The sequence below is a fragment of the Pseudomonas alcaligenes genome (genome assembly GCF_041729615.1).
In the GTDB taxonomy this organism is placed as follows: Bacteria; Pseudomonadota; Gammaproteobacteria; order Pseudomonadales; family Pseudomonadaceae; genus Aquipseudomonas; species Aquipseudomonas alcaligenes_B.
Genome location: NZ_CP154874.1, coordinates 2030814 through 2048646, shown reverse-complemented (window position 1 = coordinate 2048646; position 17833 = coordinate 2030814). Strand labels below are relative to the sequence as shown.

Sequence of the window (17833 nt, the reverse complement as noted above, 5' to 3'; positions counted from 1 at the left end):
GTGACTTGTAGTTACCAATCAGTACCGCTTCAGAATTTCTTGAAGGCCCAGGCAATCGCCTGCAAAATGCCGCGCCCGCCCCCTTCCGGTGCGGCTTTGTGCTGATCCCCTTTTGCCCGCGTGCCAGCGTAGCGCGCAGGTTCACCTAAAAGATCACGCAGGAGATTTGAAGTGCACATCGGTGTTCCTCTCGAGACCCACGCCGGGGAGACGCGGGTTGCCGCGACGCCCGAAACCGTCAAGAAGCTGGTTGGCCAGGGCCACCAGGTGACCGTTCAGGCCGGTGCCGGCGTCAGCGCCAGCATCCCGGACAGCGCCTATGAAGCCGCCGGCGCGACCATCGGCAACGATGCCGCCGCCTTCGGTGCCGACCTGGTGCTGAAAGTGGTCGCCCCGACCGAAGCCGAACTGGCCCACATGAAGTCCGGCGCCGTGCTGGTCGGCATGCTCAACCCGTTCTGCAACGACACCATCGCGCGCATGAATGCCCGCGGCATCACCGCCTTCGCTCTGGAGGCCGCGCCGCGTACCTCCCGCGCGCAGAGCCTGGACGTGCTGAGTTCGCAGGCCAACATCGCCGGCTACAAGGCCGTGATGCTCGCCGCCAACCACTACCCGCGCTTCATGCCCATGCTGATGACCGCCGCCGGCACCGTGAAGGCCGCCCGCGTGCTGATCCTCGGCGCCGGCGTGGCCGGCCTGCAGGCCATCGCCACGGCCAAGCGCCTGGGTGCGGTGATCGAGGCCTCGGACGTGCGTCCGGCGGTGAAGGAGCAGATCGAGTCGCTCGGCGCCAAGTTCGTCGACGTGCCGTTCGAGACCGATGAAGAGCGCGAGTGCGCCCAGGGTGTCGGCGGTTACGCCCGCCCGATGCCGCAGTCGTGGATGGAGCGCCAGGCCAAGGCGGTGCACGAGCGCGCCAAGCAGGCCGATATCGTCATCACCACTGCGCTGATTCCGGGTCGCAAGGCACCGACCTTGCTGCACGAAGCCACCGTCGCCGAGATGAAGCCGGGCTCCGTGGTCATCGACCTGGCCGCTGCCCAGGGTGGCAACTGCCCGCTGACCGAGGCCGATCAGGTCGTGGTCAAGCATGGCGTGACCATCGTCGGCCACACCAACCTGGCCGCCATGGTGCCGGCGGATGCCTCCGCCCTGTACGCCCGCAACCTGCTGGACTTCCTCAAGCTCGTGATCGACAAGGAAGCCCAGTTCCAGCTCAACCTCGAAGACGACATCGTCGCTGCCTGCCTGATGTGCAAGGGCGGTGAAGTCGTGCGCAAGAACGGTTAAGGAGTCGCGAGATGGAACTGATCTCCCCCAGCATCTACAACCTGATCATCTTCGTGCTGGCCATCTACGTGGGCTACCACGTGGTGTGGAACGTCACACCGGCCCTGCACACCCCGCTGATGGCGGTGACCAACGCCATTTCCGCGATCGTCATCGTCGGCGCCATGCTGGCCGCCGCCCTGACCGTGACCCCGCTGGGCAAGGCCATGGGCACCCTGGCCGTGGCCCTGGCCGCGGTCAACGTGTTCGGTGGCTTCCTGGTCACCCGCCGCATGCTGGAAATGTTCAAGAAGAAGGCGCCCAAGGCCAAGGCGGAGGGCAAATAAGATGAGCATGAACCTGATCACCCTGCTGTACCTGGTCGCTTCCGTCTGTTTCATTCAGGCGCTGAAGGGCCTCTCCCACCCGACCACCTCGCGCCAGGGCAACGCCTTCGGCATGGTCGGCATGGCCATCGCCGTGGTCACCACCATCTTCCTGGTGTTCAAGCTCGGCGCCGAGATGGCCGAGGGTGGCGCTGCCAAGGGCCTCGCCTACGTGCTGGTCGGCCTGCTGGTCGGCGGCACCGCCGGCTCGATCATGGCCAAGCGCGTCGAGATGACCAAGATGCCGGAACTGGTCGCCTTCATGCACAGTATGATCGGCCTGGCCGCCGTGTTTATCGCCATCGCCGCCGTGGTCGAACCGCAGTCGCTGGGCATCGTCCATGCACTGGGCGACGCCATCCCGGCCGGCAACCGCCTGGAGCTGTTCCTCGGCGCGGCCATCGGTGCCATCACCTTCTCCGGTTCGGTGATCGCCTTCGGCAAGCTGTCGGGCAAGTACAAGTTCCGCCTGTTCCAGGGCGCCCCGGTGGTGTTCAAGGGCCAGCACATGGTCAACCTGGTCATCGGCCTGGCGATCCTGGCCCTGGGCCTGTACTTCACCTTCACCGGCAACATCACCGCCTTCGCCATCCTGGTGGCGCTGGCCTTCGTCATCGGCGTGCTGATCATCATCCCGATCGGCGGTGCCGACATGCCGGTGGTGGTGTCCATGCTGAACTCCTACTCGGGCTGGGCGGCCGCCGGTATCGGCTTCTCGCTGAACAACTCGATGCTGATCGTGGCCGGTTCGCTGGTGGGCTCCTCGGGTGCCATCCTCTCGTACATCATGTGCAAGGCGATGAACCGCTCGTTCTTCAACGTCATCCTCGGCGGCTTCGGCGCCGATGCCGATGCCGGCGGCCCGGCCGGTGCCCAGCAGGAGCGCAACGTGAAGTCGGGTTCCTCCGACGACGCCGCCTTCCTGCTGACCAACGCCGACACCGTGGTCATCGTCCCCGGCTACGGCCTGGCCGTGGCCCGTGCCCAGCACGCGCTGATGGAGCTGGCCGAGAAGCTGACCCACCGCGGCGTGACCGTGAAGTACGCGATCCACCCGGTGGCCGGTCGTATGCCGGGCCACATGAACGTCCTGCTGGCCGAGGCCGAGGTGCCCTACGAGCAGGTGTTCGAGATGGAAGACATCAACTCCGAGTTCGGTCAGACCGACGTGGTGCTGGTGCTCGGCGCCAACGACGTGGTCAACCCGGCGGCGAAGAACGATCCGAAGTCGCCGATCGCCGGCATGCCGATCCTCGAGGCCTACAAGGCCAAGACCATCATCGTCAACAAGCGCTCCATGGCCAGCGGCTACGCCGGCCTGGACAACGAACTGTTCTACATGGACAAGACCATGATGGTGTTCGGCGATGCCAAGAAGGTCATCGAGGATATGGTGAAGGCGGTCGAGTAAGGCGCTTTCTCCAAGCCAATAAAAAACCCGGCCTTGTGCCGGGTTTTTTATTACCAGAGCGCGGCGCGGCCGACACCGCGCGGGTCGCTGGCCGCTTCCACCTGGCCGCTGCCCTTGCGCCACAGCAGCACCTGCTGGTTGCCGTAGCGGCGCTCCACCGGCTTGAGGCGGTGGCCGCGCATTTCCAGGCTGTGCAGCTGGCTGGCGCTGAAGGCGCCGGGCTCGTACTCGACCACGTCCGGCAGGTACTGCTGGTGGTAGCGCGGCGTGGCCGGCCACTGGGCCACCGGCTTGCCGTCCAGGTAGTCGAGCACGGCCAGCAGCACCATGCTGGGGATGCGGCTGCCGCCCGGGGTGCCGAAGCTGGCCAGCTCCGCTTCGCTCTCGATGAAGGTCGGGCTCATCGACGACAGCGGCCGCTTGCCCCCGGCGATGGCGTTGGCGTGGCTGCCGGCCAGGCCGTAGACATTGCTGCCCTGTGGGTCGGCGGCGAAGTCGTCCATCTCGTTGTTGAGCAGCACGCCGGTGCCGGGCACGGTGAAGGCGGCGCCGAACGGCAGGTTGATCGACAGGGTGGCGCTCACCGCGTTGCCCTCGCGGTCGAGCACGGTGAAGTGGGTGGTGTGGTCGCCCTCGCGCCAGGCCAATGCCGGCGGCAGGCTGCTGCTGGCGCTGGCCTGGTCCACCTGTACGCTCTGCACCAAGTGGCTCAGGTAGCTGGGCGCGAGCAGCTGCGACAGCGGGTTGTCCACCTGGTCCGGGTCGCCGAGCAGGCCGCGGTCGCGGTAGGCGCGGCGCAATACCTCGATCACGTAGTGGCTGCGCTGCAGGGGGCCGGCCTCGCGCCAGGGCAGCAGCTGCAGCATGCCCAGGCTCTGCGCCAGGGCCACGCCGCCGGCGGAGGGCGGCGGTGCGCTGATCAGCTCGCGGCCATCCTGCAGCGGGTAGCGCAGCGGCAGGCGCTCGACCACCCGGTAGTCGCGCAGGTCGCTTGCCGTCCAGATCCCGCCGGCGGCCTGCACGCCCTGCAGCAGGCGCCTGGCCGTCTCGCCCTGGTAAAAGCCGGCATGGCCCGCCTCGGCCAGGCGCTCGAGGGTGCGCGCCAGTTCCGGCTGGCGCAGCAGGCCGTGCAGGGGCGGGATGCGGCCCTGGTCGAGAAACAGGCGCGCGGTTTCCGCATCGGCCTGCATGGCGGTGTGGCGCCACTCGGCGCGCTCGCGATAGACCCGGTCGATGCCCACGCCGTCGCGGGCCAGGCGGATGGCCGGGGTCAGCGAGTCGTGCAGCGGCAGCTTGCCGTAGCGCTCGCCCAGGTGCGCCAGGGCGGCGGGCAGGCCGGGGATGGCGGCGGCCAGCGCGCCGTTCAGCGACAGCTCGCGCTGCACCGTGCCGCCGCGCCGGTAGAGGTCGGGGCCGGCGGCCAGCGGCGCGCGTTCGCGGGCATCGATGAAGCGGTAGGTCGGCTGCTCGCCGGCCTGGCGCAGCAGGAAGAAGCCGCCGCCACCGAGGCCGGAACCATAGGGCTCGGCCACCGCCAGGGCGGCGCTGATGGCCACGGCGGCATCGAAGGCGTTGCCGCCGTGGGCCAGGGTTTCCAGGCCGGCGACGGTGGCGGCCGGGTGGGCGGTGGCGACGGCGGCCTGTTCGGGCCGACTTGGCGCGGCCTGGGCGGCTAGCGCGCAGGCCAGCAGCAGGGCGCTGAGGAAAAGCTTGGCGGGCATGGGGATGATCCGTGCGGGACAGGCTAGGGGCTGTTCTCGTTTCGCTCACGGCCGCGACGGAGCCAGTTTTTGCGCGGAGCTAGGCACGAGACGCGAAGTTTGGTCGTCCAAATGAGCCGTCGAGTAACGACGTTCCGCGCAAAAACTGGCCCGTCCCTGCGGGTTGCGCGCAAAATCGTGCCATGCGGCGTTGCGGGACTTGGCAAGGGATCACCATTACCAGCGTCCCGCGCCTAGCCTGGCGCGATTTTGCGCAGCAACGCGGTTCGCGAACGAAACGAGAACAGCCCCTATAGCCTAGCGAAGATCGCCCGTCAGCGGATGCCGATCAGGCCTTGCCGGTGATGATCAGGTACTTCTGCATCAGCTCGTCCTTGCTCTCGACATGGTTCTCGTCGAGCGGAATGCAGTCCACCGGGCAGACCTGCTGGCACTGCGGCTCGTCGTAGTGGCCGACGCATTCGGTGCACAGGTTGGGGTCGATCACGTAGATCTCTTCCCCCTGGGAGATGGCGCCGTTCGGGCACTCGGGCTCGCAGACGTCGCAGTTGATGCAGTCGTCGGTGATCTTCAGGGACATCGGGTAACTCCTGCCAGGCCGCGGGGCATGGCACTTTCAGGCATTCGATGGGCGAATTGTGCCGGATCGAGTGCCTGCGCGCCATGCACAGGCGACTGCCGCCTCAGCCTTTGAAGCGTTCGGCCAGGGCTTCGGCCACCGCCGGGTGGACGAACTTGGTGATATCGCCGCCCAGCGCGGCGATCTCGCGCACCAGGGTGGAGGAGATGAAGGAGTACTTCTCCGACGGGGTGAGGAACATGCTTTCCACGTCCGGTGCCAGCTGGCGGTTCATGTTGGCCAGCTGGAACTCGTACTCGAAGTCCGATACCGCGCGCAGGCCGCGCAGCAGGATGTTGGCGTTCTGCTCCTTGACGAAGTGCGCCAGCAGGGTGGAGAAGCCCACCACCTCGACGTTCGGCAGGTGCGCGGTGACTTCGCGGGCCAGGGCTACGCGCTGCTCCAGGGGGAACAGCGGGTTCTTCTTGGGGCTGGCGGCCACGGCGATGATGACGTGATCGAACAGCCGCGAGGCGCGCTCCACCAGGTCGCCATGGCCCTTGGTGATGGGGTCGAAGGTACCCGGGTACAACACTCGATTCATCGCGAAGTCCTGCTCGGAGCGGTTGGAGTGCGCGGATGGTAGCGCAGCGTTTCCCCCCGGGAAAACCCTTAGGGGTTGCGCAGGTGCAGGGGCAGGGCCAGCAGCAGGCAGGCCAGGGCCACCCAGTCGGCCACCACCACGCGCTGCAGGGCCTCGTTGTAGAGCGGCGCGCTCCAGGCCAGGAGAAGGAAGCTGAGCACGCTGACCAGCCCGCCGAACAGCGCCAGGCCGCGCAGCCCGGGGCGCAGGGCGGCGGCCACCAGCAGGGTGCCGAGCAGGCCGAACAGCACGGCGCGGTGGCGCATCAGGATCTGCAGGTTGGGTTCGTCCAGGGCCAGCCCGTACAGCGCGTTGAGCCGCTCGCCGCCGAGCACGCCGGCCAGCGGCAGCAGGTGGATGAGGCCGGCGACCAGCAGCAGGGCGGCGATCAGCTTGCTCATGGTCTAGGCCCGCAGGCGCTCGGCCAGCAGGGTCGAGAGCTTGGCGGTGAGGCCGTAGATCGACAGCTGCGGGTTGGCGCCGATGCTGGTGGGGAACAGCGAGCCGTCGTGGATCGACAGGTTCTCCAGCTGGTGGTGGCGGCCCAGGCTGTCGGTGACCGCGTTCTTGGCGTCCTCGCCCATGGCGCAGCCGCCCATCACGTGGGCGCTGCCCAGGCGGGTCTGGAACAGGCGCAGGTCGAGGCGATCGATCAAGGCCTTGGCCTCGCCCAGGCTCTTCGCGTAGTCGGCCGCGGCGTGCAGCGGCAGCACGGCTCTGGCGCCGGCGGCGAACTGGATCTCGGCCATGCTGTGGAAGGCGCGGCGGATGCCGTCCCAGGTGTAGTCGGTCATGCGGTAGTCGAGCACCGGCGTACCGTCGCCGCGCAGCTCCACCCTGCCCTCGGCGCTGTCCGGGTGGAAGCCGTCACGCATCAGCGCCAGCATCACGTTGGTGTGCGGCAGCTGCTCCATGCGCAGGGCGTTGTCGACGCCGAAGCGGCCCAGCAGGGTGGCCGCCAGGGCCGGCTGCAGCGGCGGTACTTCGAGCTTGTAGGACATGCGCCCGGTGGCGCCGTCGTCCCACTGAAAGTGGTCGGAGTAGACCGACTGCGGTGCGCCGTAGAAGGGGTTGATGACCTGCTCGAACTGCGCCGCGGAGAAGTTCACTAGGTGCAGGAAGGTGCGCTTGCCGACCCGCTGGTGCGGGTCCGGCGCCTGCGAGCGCAGCAGCAGCGCCGGGCTGTTGATGCCGCCGCCGGCCAGTACGTAGTGGCGCGCCTTGACCATGATGCGGCGGCCGTTGGGCGCCACCGCGCGCGCGTCCATGCCCAGGCATTCCAGGCCGCTGACGCGGCTGCCGTCGTGGATCAGGCGTTCGGCGCGCGCCAGGTAGAGCAGGGCGCCGCCCTGGTCGAGGGCTGCCGGGATGGTGGTGACCAGCATCGACTGCTTGGCATTGGTCGGGCAGCCCATGCCGCAGTAACCCAGGTTCCAGCAGCCGCGCACGTTGCGCGGGATGATCTTCCAGGCGTAGCCGAGCTTGTCGCAGCCGGCGCTGATCACCGCGTTGTTGGGGTTCGGCGGGATGGCCCAGGGCGCCACGCCCAGGCGCTGCTCCATCTTCTCGAACCAGGGCGCCAGCTCCGCGGCGCTGTGGCCCTTTACGCCATGCGCCTCGGCCCAGTGCTGCAGGGTCGGCTCCGGGGTACGGAAGCTGGACGTCCAGTTGACCAGGGTGGTGCCGCCCACGGCACGGCCTTGCATGATGGTGATGGCGCCGTCCTTGCTCAGGCGGCCGATGCCTTCCTGGTACAGCTGCGGGTAGGCCTCGGCCTCCTGCATCTTGAAGTCCGTGCTGGTCTTCAGCGGGCCTTCCTCGATCAGCAGCACCCTGAGCCCGGCGGCGCTGAGGATCTCCGCGGTGGTGCCACCGCCGGCACCGCTGCCGATGATGGCGACGTCGGCCTCCAGCAGCAGGTCCTTGTCCAGGCGCGAGCCGTCGTAGGTGGTCCAGCCGCGGGCCAGGCCGTCGCGGAAGATATCGGGTACAGGCATGTTCAGGCTCTTTTCTTGTAGTTCTGTAAGGGGCGTAGCGGGCTGTCAGAACTGCGGCGGGCCGGGATAGCCGCAATGGGCCCAGGCCTGCGGCCGGGCGTACCAGGCCATCAGCACCAGCTGCAGCAGCGAGGCATGGCCCATGCGCAGCAGGTCCAGCGAGCTGTGTTCCCAGCGTGCCAGGAAGCGCCGCACCTCTTCCGCGTCGGCGTGCTCCCAACCGCCCCAGACGCCGGTCAGCGGGCCGCGGGTGATGGCCATGGCCTGCACGTCGAACAGCTGGCGGGTCAGCTTGAGCAGCTCCGGCGACAGGTACTGCAGGTTGTGGTCGATGCCCAGCAGGGTGGCGTCCACCGCCTCCGCTATGCTGCCCTCGGCCACCGCGCCGTCGAGCAGCACCGGGATCAGCGCGCGCAGGAACGGCAGGTCGCTCTCGCGCAGCAGCGCGAAGCCGCGCGCCAGGGTCTCGCTGGAGCAGCCGCTGAGGCTGGCGGTGACGCCGGCGGTGGCGAGGAAGGCGCCGCCGAGCAGGCCGACCTTGAGCAGGCCGCGGCGCGACAGCTGCGGCGCGGCGTTGGCGATATCGTTCATCGGCAGCCCTCAGCGAATGAACAGCTTCTGGATCAGCTTCTGGATCGCCGTGCCGTAGGGCGGGTAGATCAGCCGCGCGGCGTTGAAGCGCTGCTTGATCAGCACGCCCTTGGCCTTGCTGAAAGTGAGGAAGCCCTCGTGGCCGTGGTAGTGGCCCATGCCGGAGGGGCCGACGCCGCCGAACGGCATGTCGTCCTGGGCCACGTGCAGCAGGGTGTCGTTGAGGCACACGCCGCCGGAGTGGGTCTCGTGCAGCACGCGCTGCTGCTCGCCCCTGTCGTAGCCGAAGTAGTACAGGGCCAGCGGCCGCGGACGGTCGTTGATGTAGGCGAAGGCCTCGTCCAGGCGCTGGTAGGGCACGATCGGCAGCAGCGGGCCGAAGATTTCTTCCTGCATCAGCTTCATCTCGTCCGACACGTTCAGCACCAGGCTGTGCGCCAGGCGGCGGCCCTGGTCGCCGGGGAACAGCGGCACCAGCTGCGCGCCCTTGGCCTCGGCGTCGGCGATGTAGCCCTTGAGACGGCCGAGCTGGCGCTCGTTGATGATGGCCGTGTAGTCCGGGTTGTTCTCCAGCTTGGGGTAGAAGCGCTGCACGGCGGCGCGATAGGCGGCGACGAAGCCCTCCACGCGGTCCTGCGGCACCAGCACATAGTCGGGGGCCACGCAGGTCTGCCCGGCGTTCATGGTCTTGCCGAAGGCGATGCGCTCGGCGGCGTCTGCCAGCGGCACGTCGGCGGAGACGATGGCCGGCGACTTGCCGCCCAGCTCCAGGGTCACCGGCACCAGGTTCTCGGCGGCGGCGCGCATCACATGCTTGCCGATGCTGGTGGCGCCGGTGAACAGCAGGTGATCGAACGGCAGTTTGGAGAAGGCCATGCCGACCTCGGCCTCGCCCAACACCACGGCGACCATGTTCTCGGGGAAGATGCGCGCCAGCAGCTCCTTGACCAGCTGCGAGGTGGCCGGGGTAGATTCGCTCATCTTGATCATCACCCGGTTGCCGGCGGCCAGGGCGCCGATCAGCGGGCCGAAGGCCAGGTACAGCGGGTAGTTCCACGGCACGATCACGCCGACCACGCCGAGCGGCTGGTACACCACCTTGGCCGCGGCCGGCTGGAAGGCCAGGCCGACGCTGCGCCGCGATGGCTTCATCCACTTGCCCAGGCGTTTGCTGGCGTAGTCGATGCCGTGCAGGCTGGGCATGATCTCGGCGAGCAGGGTTTCCTCGGCGGCGCGGTTGCTGAAATCGCGGGAGACTGCGTCGATCAGCGCCTGCTGCTCGCCGAGGATCAGCTCGCGCAGGGCCTTGAGCCAGGCGCGGCGCTGCTCGGCCGAGGGCATCGGGTTGGTCCGGTAGGCGGCGCGCTGGGCGGCCAGCAGCGGCTCCAGGGCGTCTATCTGCTGTTGGTTTTGTTGGAGATAGGCAACGTCGGCGACCATGGTGGCGTCCTCACGGGGAGCGGCGGAATGGAGTGGAATGATTTTTAGAGTAATTACTCTAAACTGTCAATCGAGGCCTGTGCCGGTCGTCAGATCGGGCGTGTGCCTGTATTTTTGTCCCTTTACCGCGTGAGCCGAACCATGGCCCCGAAGAACAAGACCCGCGAGCGCATCATCGAAGCCAGCCTGGAGCTGTTCAACGCCCAGGGTGAGCGCAGCGTCACCACCAACCATATCGCCGCGCACCTGGGCATGTCGCCGGGCAACCTGTACTACCACTTCCGCAACAAGCAGGCGATCATCGCCGAGCTGTTCGCCCAGTACGAAGACCGCGTCGACGCCTTCCTGCGCCTGCCCGAGGGACGGGCGCTGACGGTGGCGGACAAGACCTTCTACCTGCAGGCCCTGCTCGCGGCCATGTGGCACTACCGCTTCCTGCACCGCGACCTGGAGCACCTGCTGGAGACCGACGAGCAGCTGGCCGAGCGCTACCGCGCCTTCGCCCACCGCTGCCTGCAGGCCGCCGGCGAGATCTACCGCGGCTTCGTCGCCGCCGGCATCCTGGCCATGGACGAGCAGCAGATCGAGGCGCTGGTGCTCAACAGCTGGATCATCCTCACTTCCTGGGTGCGCTTCCTCTGCACCGTGCGCAGCAACCCCGGCGACCTCAGCGAGGAGCTGATGCGCCGTGGCGTGTACCAGATCCTCGCCCTGGAAAGCGGCTACGTCACCGACTCGGCACGCGCGGCGGTACAGGCCCTGCTGCAGGAACTGCACGTACCCATGCCGGCGGTGCTGCTCGGCTGAGTACGCACATGCGTGACGTCTCCGGAATAGTTGAGTAGGGCGTCAGAAAAAGCCTCGCGCCAGCGCCGCTGTGCTAGATTTCCGACACAGTCGCGGCGGTTTTCCGCCGCCCTTGTCGATCTACGAGTTGCTGCCATGCCGACCCCTACGCCCCGAGTTGCCGTCCTGGGCGCCGCCCACTCGCGTTTCCACGGCCTGGAGCCGGACCGTTTCGCCGACCTGGCCGCTCTCCTTGCGGTGCCCGCCTACGATGTGCTGCTGCTCGACCTGCCGGGCGCCAGCGCCGGCCAGCTGCTGCGCAACCTGCGCATGGAACAGGCCTACCGCTTCGCCCTGATCTACTGCTGCCAGGACCAGGATGCCTGGTGCGAGGCCCTCGGCGACGGCCGCCCGCCGGCCGATCTGGGCGCCATCACGCCACTGTGGCGGCTGTGGCGCGAGCGCTTCGGCCTGTTCAACCGCGGCGTCGCCCCGGAGCGCTTCGACGCCCGCGTGCTGGCCTGGCTGTGGCTGCGCTCGCGCGGCGACGTGCATGCGCTGCGCGACGCCAGCGTGGCCCAGCACTACCGCTACCCGCTGCTGGAGGCCCTCGGCGACGGCGAGACGGTCAACGACTTCGCCTGGCTGCAGCTGATGCTGCAGCAGGGCTGGCTGGAGGAGGGCGCGCTGATCGACCGCGTGCGCCTGTGCACCGACTGCGGCTCCGGGCGCCTCAACTACGTCGACGTGTGCCCCGAGTGCCAGGCCCTGGACATCTCCCGCCAGCCCTCGCTGCACTGCTTCACCTGCGGCCATGTCGGCCCCCAGGAACACTTCCTCAAGGATGGCCTGCTGCTCTGTCCGAACTGCCTGAGCCGCCTGCGCCACATCGGCAGCGACTACGACCGGCCGCTGGAGAACTACCGCTGCCGCAGCTGCCAGGCGTTCTTCGTCGATGCCAGCGTCGAGGCGCGCTGCCTGGACTGTGGCCAGGCCCATGCGCCGGACAAGTTGCGCGTGCGCGAGGTGCGCCACTTCCGCCTGGCCGAGGCCGGCCGCCTGCGCTGCCGCCAGGGCTTCAACAGCAGCCCGGTGGAGAACGACCAGTTCGGCCGCCTTGATCTGCTCTCGCACCGCAGCTTCTACGAGCTGCTCAACTGGCAGCTGCAACTGGTGCGGCGGCACAAGAAGCCGCCCTTCGCCCTGCTCGGCGTGCGCTTCGTCAACCTGCTGGAGACCCTCGACCGCCTCGGCGAGATGCGCGGCCATGCCCTGATCGACGGCCTGGTCGAGCGCCTGCAGGAGGCCGTGCGCGAAACCGACCGCTGCTGCCGACTGAACGAGGAGGTGCTCTGGCTGCTGATGCCGCACACCGACGCGGCCGGCCTGGAGGTGGTCAAGAAGCGTCTGGCCAAGGGCGCCGAGCGCCTGGGCGAGAGTGGCGAGACGCGCATCGAGGTGCGCCAGCTCGGTTTCGTCGCCCCGGATGAACTGCTCGACCAGGAGGACGCCGCGCTGCTGCTGGCCCGCCTGGGCGGCCAGCTGGGCTGACCCATGGACGCCGTGCTCCTGCAGTGGCAGCTGCTGCTCACCGAGCTGGGCAAGGCCGACGGCGGCATCCGCCTGCTGGTGAGCCTGCTGCCGGCCTTCCTGCTGCTGGAGGTGCCGCTCAACCTGCTGGTGCTGCTCGGCGTGCTGCGCTGGTTCCTGCGCAAGCCCTTCGAGCTGCCACCGGACAACGGCTACCGGCCGCGGGTGTCCTGCGTGATCACCTGCTACAGCGAAGGGCGCGACGTGCAGAGCACCCTGAGCAGCCTGTGCGAGCAGACCTACCAGGGCGAGATCGAGATGATCCCGGTGGTCGATGGCGCCGCGGTGAACCAGACCACCATGCAGGCGGTGCGCGATTTCCGCGTCGACCGCCAGCTCTACCCGCGCCGCCTGCTGCGGCCGATCGCCAAGTGGCAGCGCGGCGGCCGGGTGTCCTCGCTGAATGCCGGCCTGGCCCACTGCACCGGCGAGATCGTCATGGCCCTGGACGGCGACACCTCGTTCGACAACGACATGGTGGTCAATATCGTCCGCCATTTCGCCGACCCCGACGTGCCGGCCGTGGCCGGCAGCCTGCGCGTGCGCAACTGGAAGGCCTCGCTGACCACCGCCATGCAGGCCCTGGAGTACCTGCTGTCGATCCACATGGCGAAGATCGGCCTGAGCGAGTGGAACCTGGTGAACAACGTCTCCGGCGCCTTCGGTGCCTTCCGCCGCAGCTTCCTGGACAAGGTCGGCGGCTGGGACACCCACACCGCCGAGGACCTCGACATCACCCTGCGCATCAAGAACTACTTCGGCCGCCAGCCCCTGCGCATCCCTTTCGAGCCCACCGCCATCGGCCACACCGACGCGCCGACCACCTTCCGCCAGTTCCTCATGCAGCGCCTGCGCTGGGACGGCGACCTGTACTTCCTGTACATCCGCAAGCACCGCCACAGCTTCAACCCGCGCCTGCTCGGCTGGCCCAACTTCCTCATGACCCTGGTCAGCGGCTTCTTCTTCCAGCTGGTGCTGCCCTTCATCATCTTCGGCTACCTGGTGGTCGGCCTGTTCGTCCTGCCGCTGCCGCACTACCTGGCCCTGGCCGGGCTGATCTACCTGGTCTACCTGGGCGTGACCCTGCTGATGTACCTGGCCATGCTGGCGATGGTCTCCGAGCGGCCGCGCCAGGACCTGCGCCTGCTGCCCATCGTGTTCCTGTTCCCCCTGTTCATGCTGGTGATGCGCTGCTGGAGCGCCGTGGCCATGCTCAACGAGGCCCTGCGCCGCGGCCACGAGGAATCCAGCATGGCGCCCTGGTGGGTGCTGAAGAAGGCCAAGAGGTTCTGAGATGCTGCGTACCCTTTCCCTGATCGGCCTGCTGCTGGCTGCCAGCCTGGCGCGCGGCGAGACGCTGGCGCTGGGCGAACTGCTGGCCGGCCTCGATGACAGCGCCCTGGCGCGGGCCGGGCGCGCCGAGCTGGACGCCCTCGACGCACTCAAGCGCCAGCGCGAGGCCGAGGCCGGCTGGCAGTGGTTCGCCTCCGCCGGCACCGGGCACTACCGCGAGCTGGTCACCGAGGACCTGCGCGACGACTACTACGGCCGCGACCTGGCCCTGGGCCTGCGCCATCCGCTGCTCGGCAGCCTGCACCGGCAGCTGCGCGCGGTCGAGGCGGTCGAACTGGAGCAGCAGCGCCAACGCGCCCGCAACCTGCTGGCGCGCGCCGAGCAGCGCCTGGCGCTGCGTAGCGCCTATGCCGACTGGTGGCGCGCCGAACAGGAGCAGCGCTGGTGCGCCACCCTGCTGCCGGTCGCGCGGGCGGCCCGCGAACGCCTGCAGCGGCGCAGTCAGGAAGGCTGGCTGCTGGCCTCCGAGGCGCGCCAGCAGCAGGGCCAGTGGCAGGGCCTGGAGCGGCGCTGCCAGCAGGCCGCGGCGCTGCTCGAGGAAACCCGCGCCGCCGTGGCCGGCCTGGCCGGGCGCGCGCTCGACGAGCGCCAGCGCCCCACGGCCGAGGCCCTGGCGAGCCGGGTGCTGCCGCTGAGCAGCTGGCAGCGCGCCCTGGACGGCCACCCGCGCCTGCGCGAGCGTCAGGACGAGCTGCGCCAGGCCGAGCGCGAGCGCCAGTCGCCCTGGTACGCCGGGGTCGACTCCAGCCTCAGCCTGGCGCAGAGCTACGAGGACCGCAGCGGCGCGGCCAAGCCGGGCGACGGCCTGGTGGCCAGCCTCAGCCTGTCCGCACCGCTCGATCCGCTCGGCTACGGCCGCGATCGCGCCCGCGAGCGCGAGGCCCGGCATCAAGCCGCGCAGGCGCGCCTGGAGGCCGAGCGCGAACAGCTGCTGCTCGGCCTCGGCCAGGCCCTGCGCGAGCAACGCAGCGCCATCCAGGCGCTGGCCAGCGCCCGCGAGGAGCTGGCGGTGGCCGAGCAGGCCATGCGCGAGCAGCGCCTGCGCCGCGACGCCGAACTGGAGCGCGGCGTGCAGGGCGAACTGGCCGCCGAGCTGGAGCAGCAGGCCGCCGGCCTGCGCCTGATCGCCGCCTGGCATGCGGCCTGGCTGCGCGAGGCGGCGCTGCGCCTGTTCGTCGAGGACGACGGTGGCTTGGCCGAACTGCTGGGCGTGACCCGCGAATACTGGAGCCTGGCCAGCACCGCCGGCGACTGGCGCCAGGGCACCTATGTCTGGGACAGCCGCCGCCTGTTGCAGGCCGGCAGCCGCCGCGCCGAGTTGCGCGACCTGCGCCGGGCCGGCATGCAGCGTATCTACCTGGGCCTTTCCGCCGCCCAGGTGGCGGACATCCCGCTGCTGCGCCAGCGCCTCCAGGGCAGCCTCGACGAGGCCCATGCCCAGGGCCTGGAAGTGGCCCTGCTGCTGGGCGATCCGGCCTGGCTGGAACCGGCCGGGCGCCAGGGTCTGCTCGACCTGCTCGGCCAGCTGCAGGGCCTGCCGTTCGATGCCCTGCACCTCGACCTCGAGGTCGAGCAGCTGGGCTGGCCGGTGCCGGACAGCCGCCTGCAGGATTGGCTCGACACCCTGGCCGCGGTGGCCAGCCTCAATCCCTGGCCACTGGAGCTGTCCAGCCACCACCGCTGGTTCGCCGCGCCACAGGCGGGGCAGACCTGCGTGCCCTGCGCCCTGCCACAGCGCGGCGTGCAGCAGGTCAGCCTGATGATCTATACGCGCAACGCCGAACGCAGCGCCGAGCTGGCCGAGCAGATCGCCCAGCGCTGGCCGGCCCTGCGCTTCCGCCTGGCGCAGAGCGTCGAGCCGCAGCTGTCGGCCGAAGAGAGCTGGGCCGGCGTGCCGGCGCGCCAGCTGCAGCAACAGGTCGAGCGCTGGCGCGTGCGCTTGCAGCCGGTGGGAGTCACCGGCATCGACTGGCAGGATTGGACCCACTACCCGCATTGAGCCCTTCATGAAGATCCGTTTCAGCAGCCCGAAAGAACAGCAGCCGACCCGCGAGCAGGGCCTCAAGGTGCTCTACGCACCGGGCAAGCGCCTGGCCTTCAAGCTGCGCTGGTACCTGATCCTGCTGGCCGTCACCAGTCCGCTGCTGTGGCTGGTCGGGCGCGCCCTGCTGAGCGTCTGGCTGATCGAGGCGCCGGCCCAGCTGCTGTTGCCCGCCAGCGAGCTGCGTGCCCGCGAGCCCGGCCAGGTGCGGCAGATCCTGGTGCGCCCCGGCGAACGGGTGGCGGCCGGGCAGCCGCTGCTGGAACTGGACAACCCCGAGTGGCGCGCGCGCCTGGCCCTGCTGGCCGAGCCGGCACAGCCCGTGGCCGCCGCCACGGCGCAGCAGAGCGCCCTGCTGCAGCGCGAGCGCGACACCCTGCTGCGCCTGCAGGACAGCGCGGCGCAGCGCCTGGCGCAGTTGCAGGCCCTGCGTGCCGCCGGTGCGGCGACCCGCGGCGAGGAACAGGCCGCGCGCGACGAACTCGACCGCCGACGCCTCGACCTGCTGCAGTTCGACCAGCGCCTGGCCGTGCAGGCCCCGCAGGATGGCGCCCTGCAGCAGCGCGAGCTGGAACGCGCCTGGCTGCTGGCACGGCTGCAGGGCCTGAGCCTGCGCGCGGTGGAGGCGGGCGTGGTCAGCGAGGTGCTGGTGGCCGAGGGCGAGAACGTCGGCCCCGGTACCCTGCTGCTGCGCCAGCAGCGCCCGGACGCCGTCCAGCTGTGGGTCTACCTCGATCCGCGCCACGCCGAGTATGCGCTGCCCGGCCAGCGCCTGAGCCTGCTGCTGCCCGACGGCAACCGGCTGCCGGCCGAGGTGGTACGCCAGGTGGAGGACAGCATCGCGGTGCCGGCCGAGCTGCAGCCGGCGTTCAGCGCGCCGAGCCGCCACCTGCGCCTGCAGGCGCGCATCCTCGGCGAGCTGCCGCCGCGCTGGCGTGTCGATCGCCTCGGCCTGGTCGCGCGTTTCCCGCACCGCTGGGGCTGGCTCGACGCCTGGGCCGATTAGCGCCCGTCGGCGAGCCAGGCGGGGATGCGCCGCTCCAGGTAGAACTCCGGCTGGCGCAGCGAGCCGCCGATAAAGCCGACGTGCCCGCCCTGCTGGTGCAGCTCCAGGCGGGTGCTGGTCGACAGCTCGTGGGCCGGTGGCACGCTGTGGGCGAAGACGAAGGGGTCGTCGCTGGACTGGATGATCAGGGTGCGGGTGCGGATGCGCTCCAGGTAGAAGCGGCTGGAGGCGCGCCGGTAGTAGTCGTCGGCGTCGGCATAGCCGTGCAGCGGCGCGGTGAAGCGGCCGTCGAAGTCCCAGAAAGTGCGCATGCCCTGCAGCGGGCCGAGCTGCTGCAGCGCCGCCAGGCGCTCGTGGTGGCCCTCGGCGCTGAAGCGCTGCTGCTTGTCGCGCACGTAGGCGACCAGCTGGCGCATGAAATGCGCCTGGTAGACCTTGGAGAAGCCGCGGTCGATGCGCTCGGCGCAGTGGTCCAGGCGAAACGGCACCGACACCGCCACCGCCGCCTGCAGGCCGGAATCCTCGCCCGACTCGCCGAGGTACTTGAGCAGCACGTTGCCGCCCAGCGAGTAGCCCACCGCGTACAGCGGCGCCAGTGGCCGCTGCGCCTGCAGGTGGCGCACCACGCTGACCACGTCCTCGCTGACCCCGGAGTGGTAGCCGCGCGGCAGCAGGTTGGGCTCGCCGGAGCAGCCACGCCAGTTCAGCGCCACGCTGGCCCAGCCGCGCGCGGCCAGCTGCTGTTGCAGGCCGAGCACGTAGTGCGAGGCGGACGAGCCGGTCAGCCCGTGCAGCACCAGGACCAGCGGCGCCTCGGCTTCGTGCGGGCCGTGCCAGTCGAGGTCGAGGAAGTCGCCGTCGTCCAGCCACAGGCGCTCGCGCTGGCGCTGCAGGCGCGGCGGGGTGCGGCACAGGGCGCCGAACAGGGTCTGCAGGTGCGGGCCGGGTAGCCACCAGGCGGGTTGGAAGTCGTCGTGCATGGAGGTTGCAGTCGTGCCGAAAGTCTCAGGCTAGGGCCTGCGCCGGCAAAGCGGAAG

Annotated in this window: 16 protein-coding genes; 8 read left to right on the top strand and 8 right to left on the bottom strand. The window is 69.6% G+C overall.

All coding sequences use genetic code 11. The features are described 5' to 3' along the window. Positions 1 to 171 precede the first annotated feature (171 nt). Genes AAG092_RS09980 through AAG092_RS09970 form a run of 3 tightly spaced genes read left to right on the top strand, consistent with a single transcriptional unit; the run spans position 172 to position 3069 of the window. On the top strand, positions 172 to 1293 hold the full coding sequence (locus tag AAG092_RS09980; RefSeq protein ID WP_110680383.1) for a Re/Si-specific NAD(P)(+) transhydrogenase subunit alpha: 1122 nt from the start codon (positions 172 to 174) through the stop codon (positions 1291 to 1293). Positions 1294 to 1304: 11 nt separating this feature from the next. After that, the gene (locus AAG092_RS09975; protein WP_021700956.1) at positions 1305 to 1619 is read left to right on the top strand and encodes an NAD(P) transhydrogenase subunit alpha; all 315 of its coding nucleotides are present in this window, start codon (positions 1305 to 1307) and stop codon (positions 1617 to 1619) included. A gap of 1 nt (position 1620) precedes the next feature. Beyond that, positions 1621 to 3069, top strand: a complete 1449-nt coding sequence (locus AAG092_RS09970) for an NAD(P)(+) transhydrogenase (Re/Si-specific) subunit beta (RefSeq protein ID WP_373389538.1) — start codon at positions 1621 to 1623, stop codon at positions 3067 to 3069. A gap of 50 nt (positions 3070 to 3119) precedes the next feature. On the opposite strand, the gene ggt is transcribed toward AAG092_RS09970, so the two are convergent. The 7 genes from ggt to AAG092_RS09935 form a co-directional block, all read right to left on the bottom strand. Then, the gene (gene ggt, locus AAG092_RS09965; protein ID WP_373389537.1) at positions 3120 to 4790 is read right to left on the bottom strand and encodes a gamma-glutamyltransferase; all 1671 of its coding nucleotides are present in this window, start codon (positions 4788 to 4790) and stop codon (positions 3120 to 3122) included. Positions 4791 to 5118: 328 nt separating this feature from the next. Further along, positions 5119 to 5370 (bottom strand): YfhL family 4Fe-4S dicluster ferredoxin, encoded by a 252-nt coding sequence (locus AAG092_RS09960; protein ID WP_110680380.1) that lies wholly within the window; start codon positions 5368 to 5370, stop codon positions 5119 to 5121. A 103-nt stretch (positions 5371 to 5473) separates the two neighbouring features. Then, complete coding sequence (gene coaD, locus AAG092_RS09955) at positions 5474 to 5953, bottom strand: pantetheine-phosphate adenylyltransferase (RefSeq protein ID WP_110680379.1); 480 nt, start codon at positions 5951 to 5953, stop codon at positions 5474 to 5476. 68 nt (positions 5954 to 6021) lie between these two features. Continuing rightward, positions 6022 to 6393, bottom strand: coding sequence for a phosphopantetheine adenylyltransferase (locus AAG092_RS09950; RefSeq protein WP_373389536.1), 372 nt, complete (start codon positions 6391 to 6393; stop codon positions 6022 to 6024). 3 nt (positions 6394 to 6396) lie between these two features. Next, entirely contained in the window at positions 6397 to 7989 is a 1593-nt protein-coding gene (locus AAG092_RS09945) for a GMC family oxidoreductase N-terminal domain-containing protein (protein ID WP_373389535.1), read from the bottom strand. 45 nt (positions 7990 to 8034) lie between these two features. Beyond that, on the bottom strand, positions 8035 to 8580 hold the full coding sequence (locus AAG092_RS09940; protein ID WP_373389534.1) for a twin-arginine translocation pathway signal protein: 546 nt from the start codon (positions 8578 to 8580) through the stop codon (positions 8035 to 8037). Between the two features lie 9 nt (positions 8581 to 8589). After that, positions 8590 to 10020, bottom strand: a complete 1431-nt coding sequence (locus AAG092_RS09935; RefSeq protein WP_373389533.1) for a coniferyl aldehyde dehydrogenase — start codon at positions 10018 to 10020, stop codon at positions 8590 to 8592. A gap of 141 nt (positions 10021 to 10161) precedes the next feature. Between AAG092_RS09935 and AAG092_RS09930 the strand changes: the two genes are divergently transcribed. The 5 genes from AAG092_RS09930 (at position 10162) to AAG092_RS09910 (ending at position 16796) form a co-directional block, all read left to right on the top strand. After that, a complete protein-coding gene (locus tag AAG092_RS09930) occupies positions 10162 to 10827 on the top strand; it encodes a TetR/AcrR family transcriptional regulator (protein WP_110680374.1) in 666 nt (221 codons plus the stop codon). Positions 10828 to 10962: 135 nt separating this feature from the next. Continuing rightward, positions 10963 to 12357 carry a diguanylate cyclase domain-containing protein gene (locus tag AAG092_RS09925; protein ID WP_373389532.1) on the top strand — a complete coding sequence of 465 codons (1395 nt, stop codon included), beginning with the start codon at positions 10963 to 10965 and terminating at the stop codon, positions 12355 to 12357. 3 nt (positions 12358 to 12360) lie between these two features. Further along, positions 12361 to 13689, top strand: a complete 1329-nt coding sequence (locus AAG092_RS09920; protein WP_110680372.1) for a glycosyltransferase — start codon at positions 12361 to 12363, stop codon at positions 13687 to 13689. A 1-nt stretch (position 13690) separates the two neighbouring features. Further along, positions 13691 to 15748, top strand: a complete 2058-nt coding sequence (locus tag AAG092_RS09915; protein ID WP_373389531.1) for a TolC family protein — start codon at positions 13691 to 13693, stop codon at positions 15746 to 15748. Between the two features lie 7 nt (positions 15749 to 15755). After that, positions 15756 to 16796: an efflux RND transporter periplasmic adaptor subunit gene (locus AAG092_RS09910; protein ID WP_373389530.1), complete on the top strand. Its 1041-nt coding sequence runs from the start codon at positions 15756 to 15758 to the stop codon at positions 16794 to 16796. On the opposite strand, the gene AAG092_RS09905 is transcribed toward AAG092_RS09910, so the two are convergent. Then, positions 16793 to 17776 carry a hydrolase gene (locus AAG092_RS09905; RefSeq protein ID WP_373389529.1) on the bottom strand — a complete coding sequence of 328 codons (984 nt, stop codon included), beginning with the start codon at positions 17774 to 17776 and terminating at the stop codon, positions 16793 to 16795. The two genes, AAG092_RS09910 and AAG092_RS09905, sit on opposite strands and share 4 nt — an antisense overlap. Between the last annotated feature and the right edge of the window lie 57 nt (positions 17777 to 17833).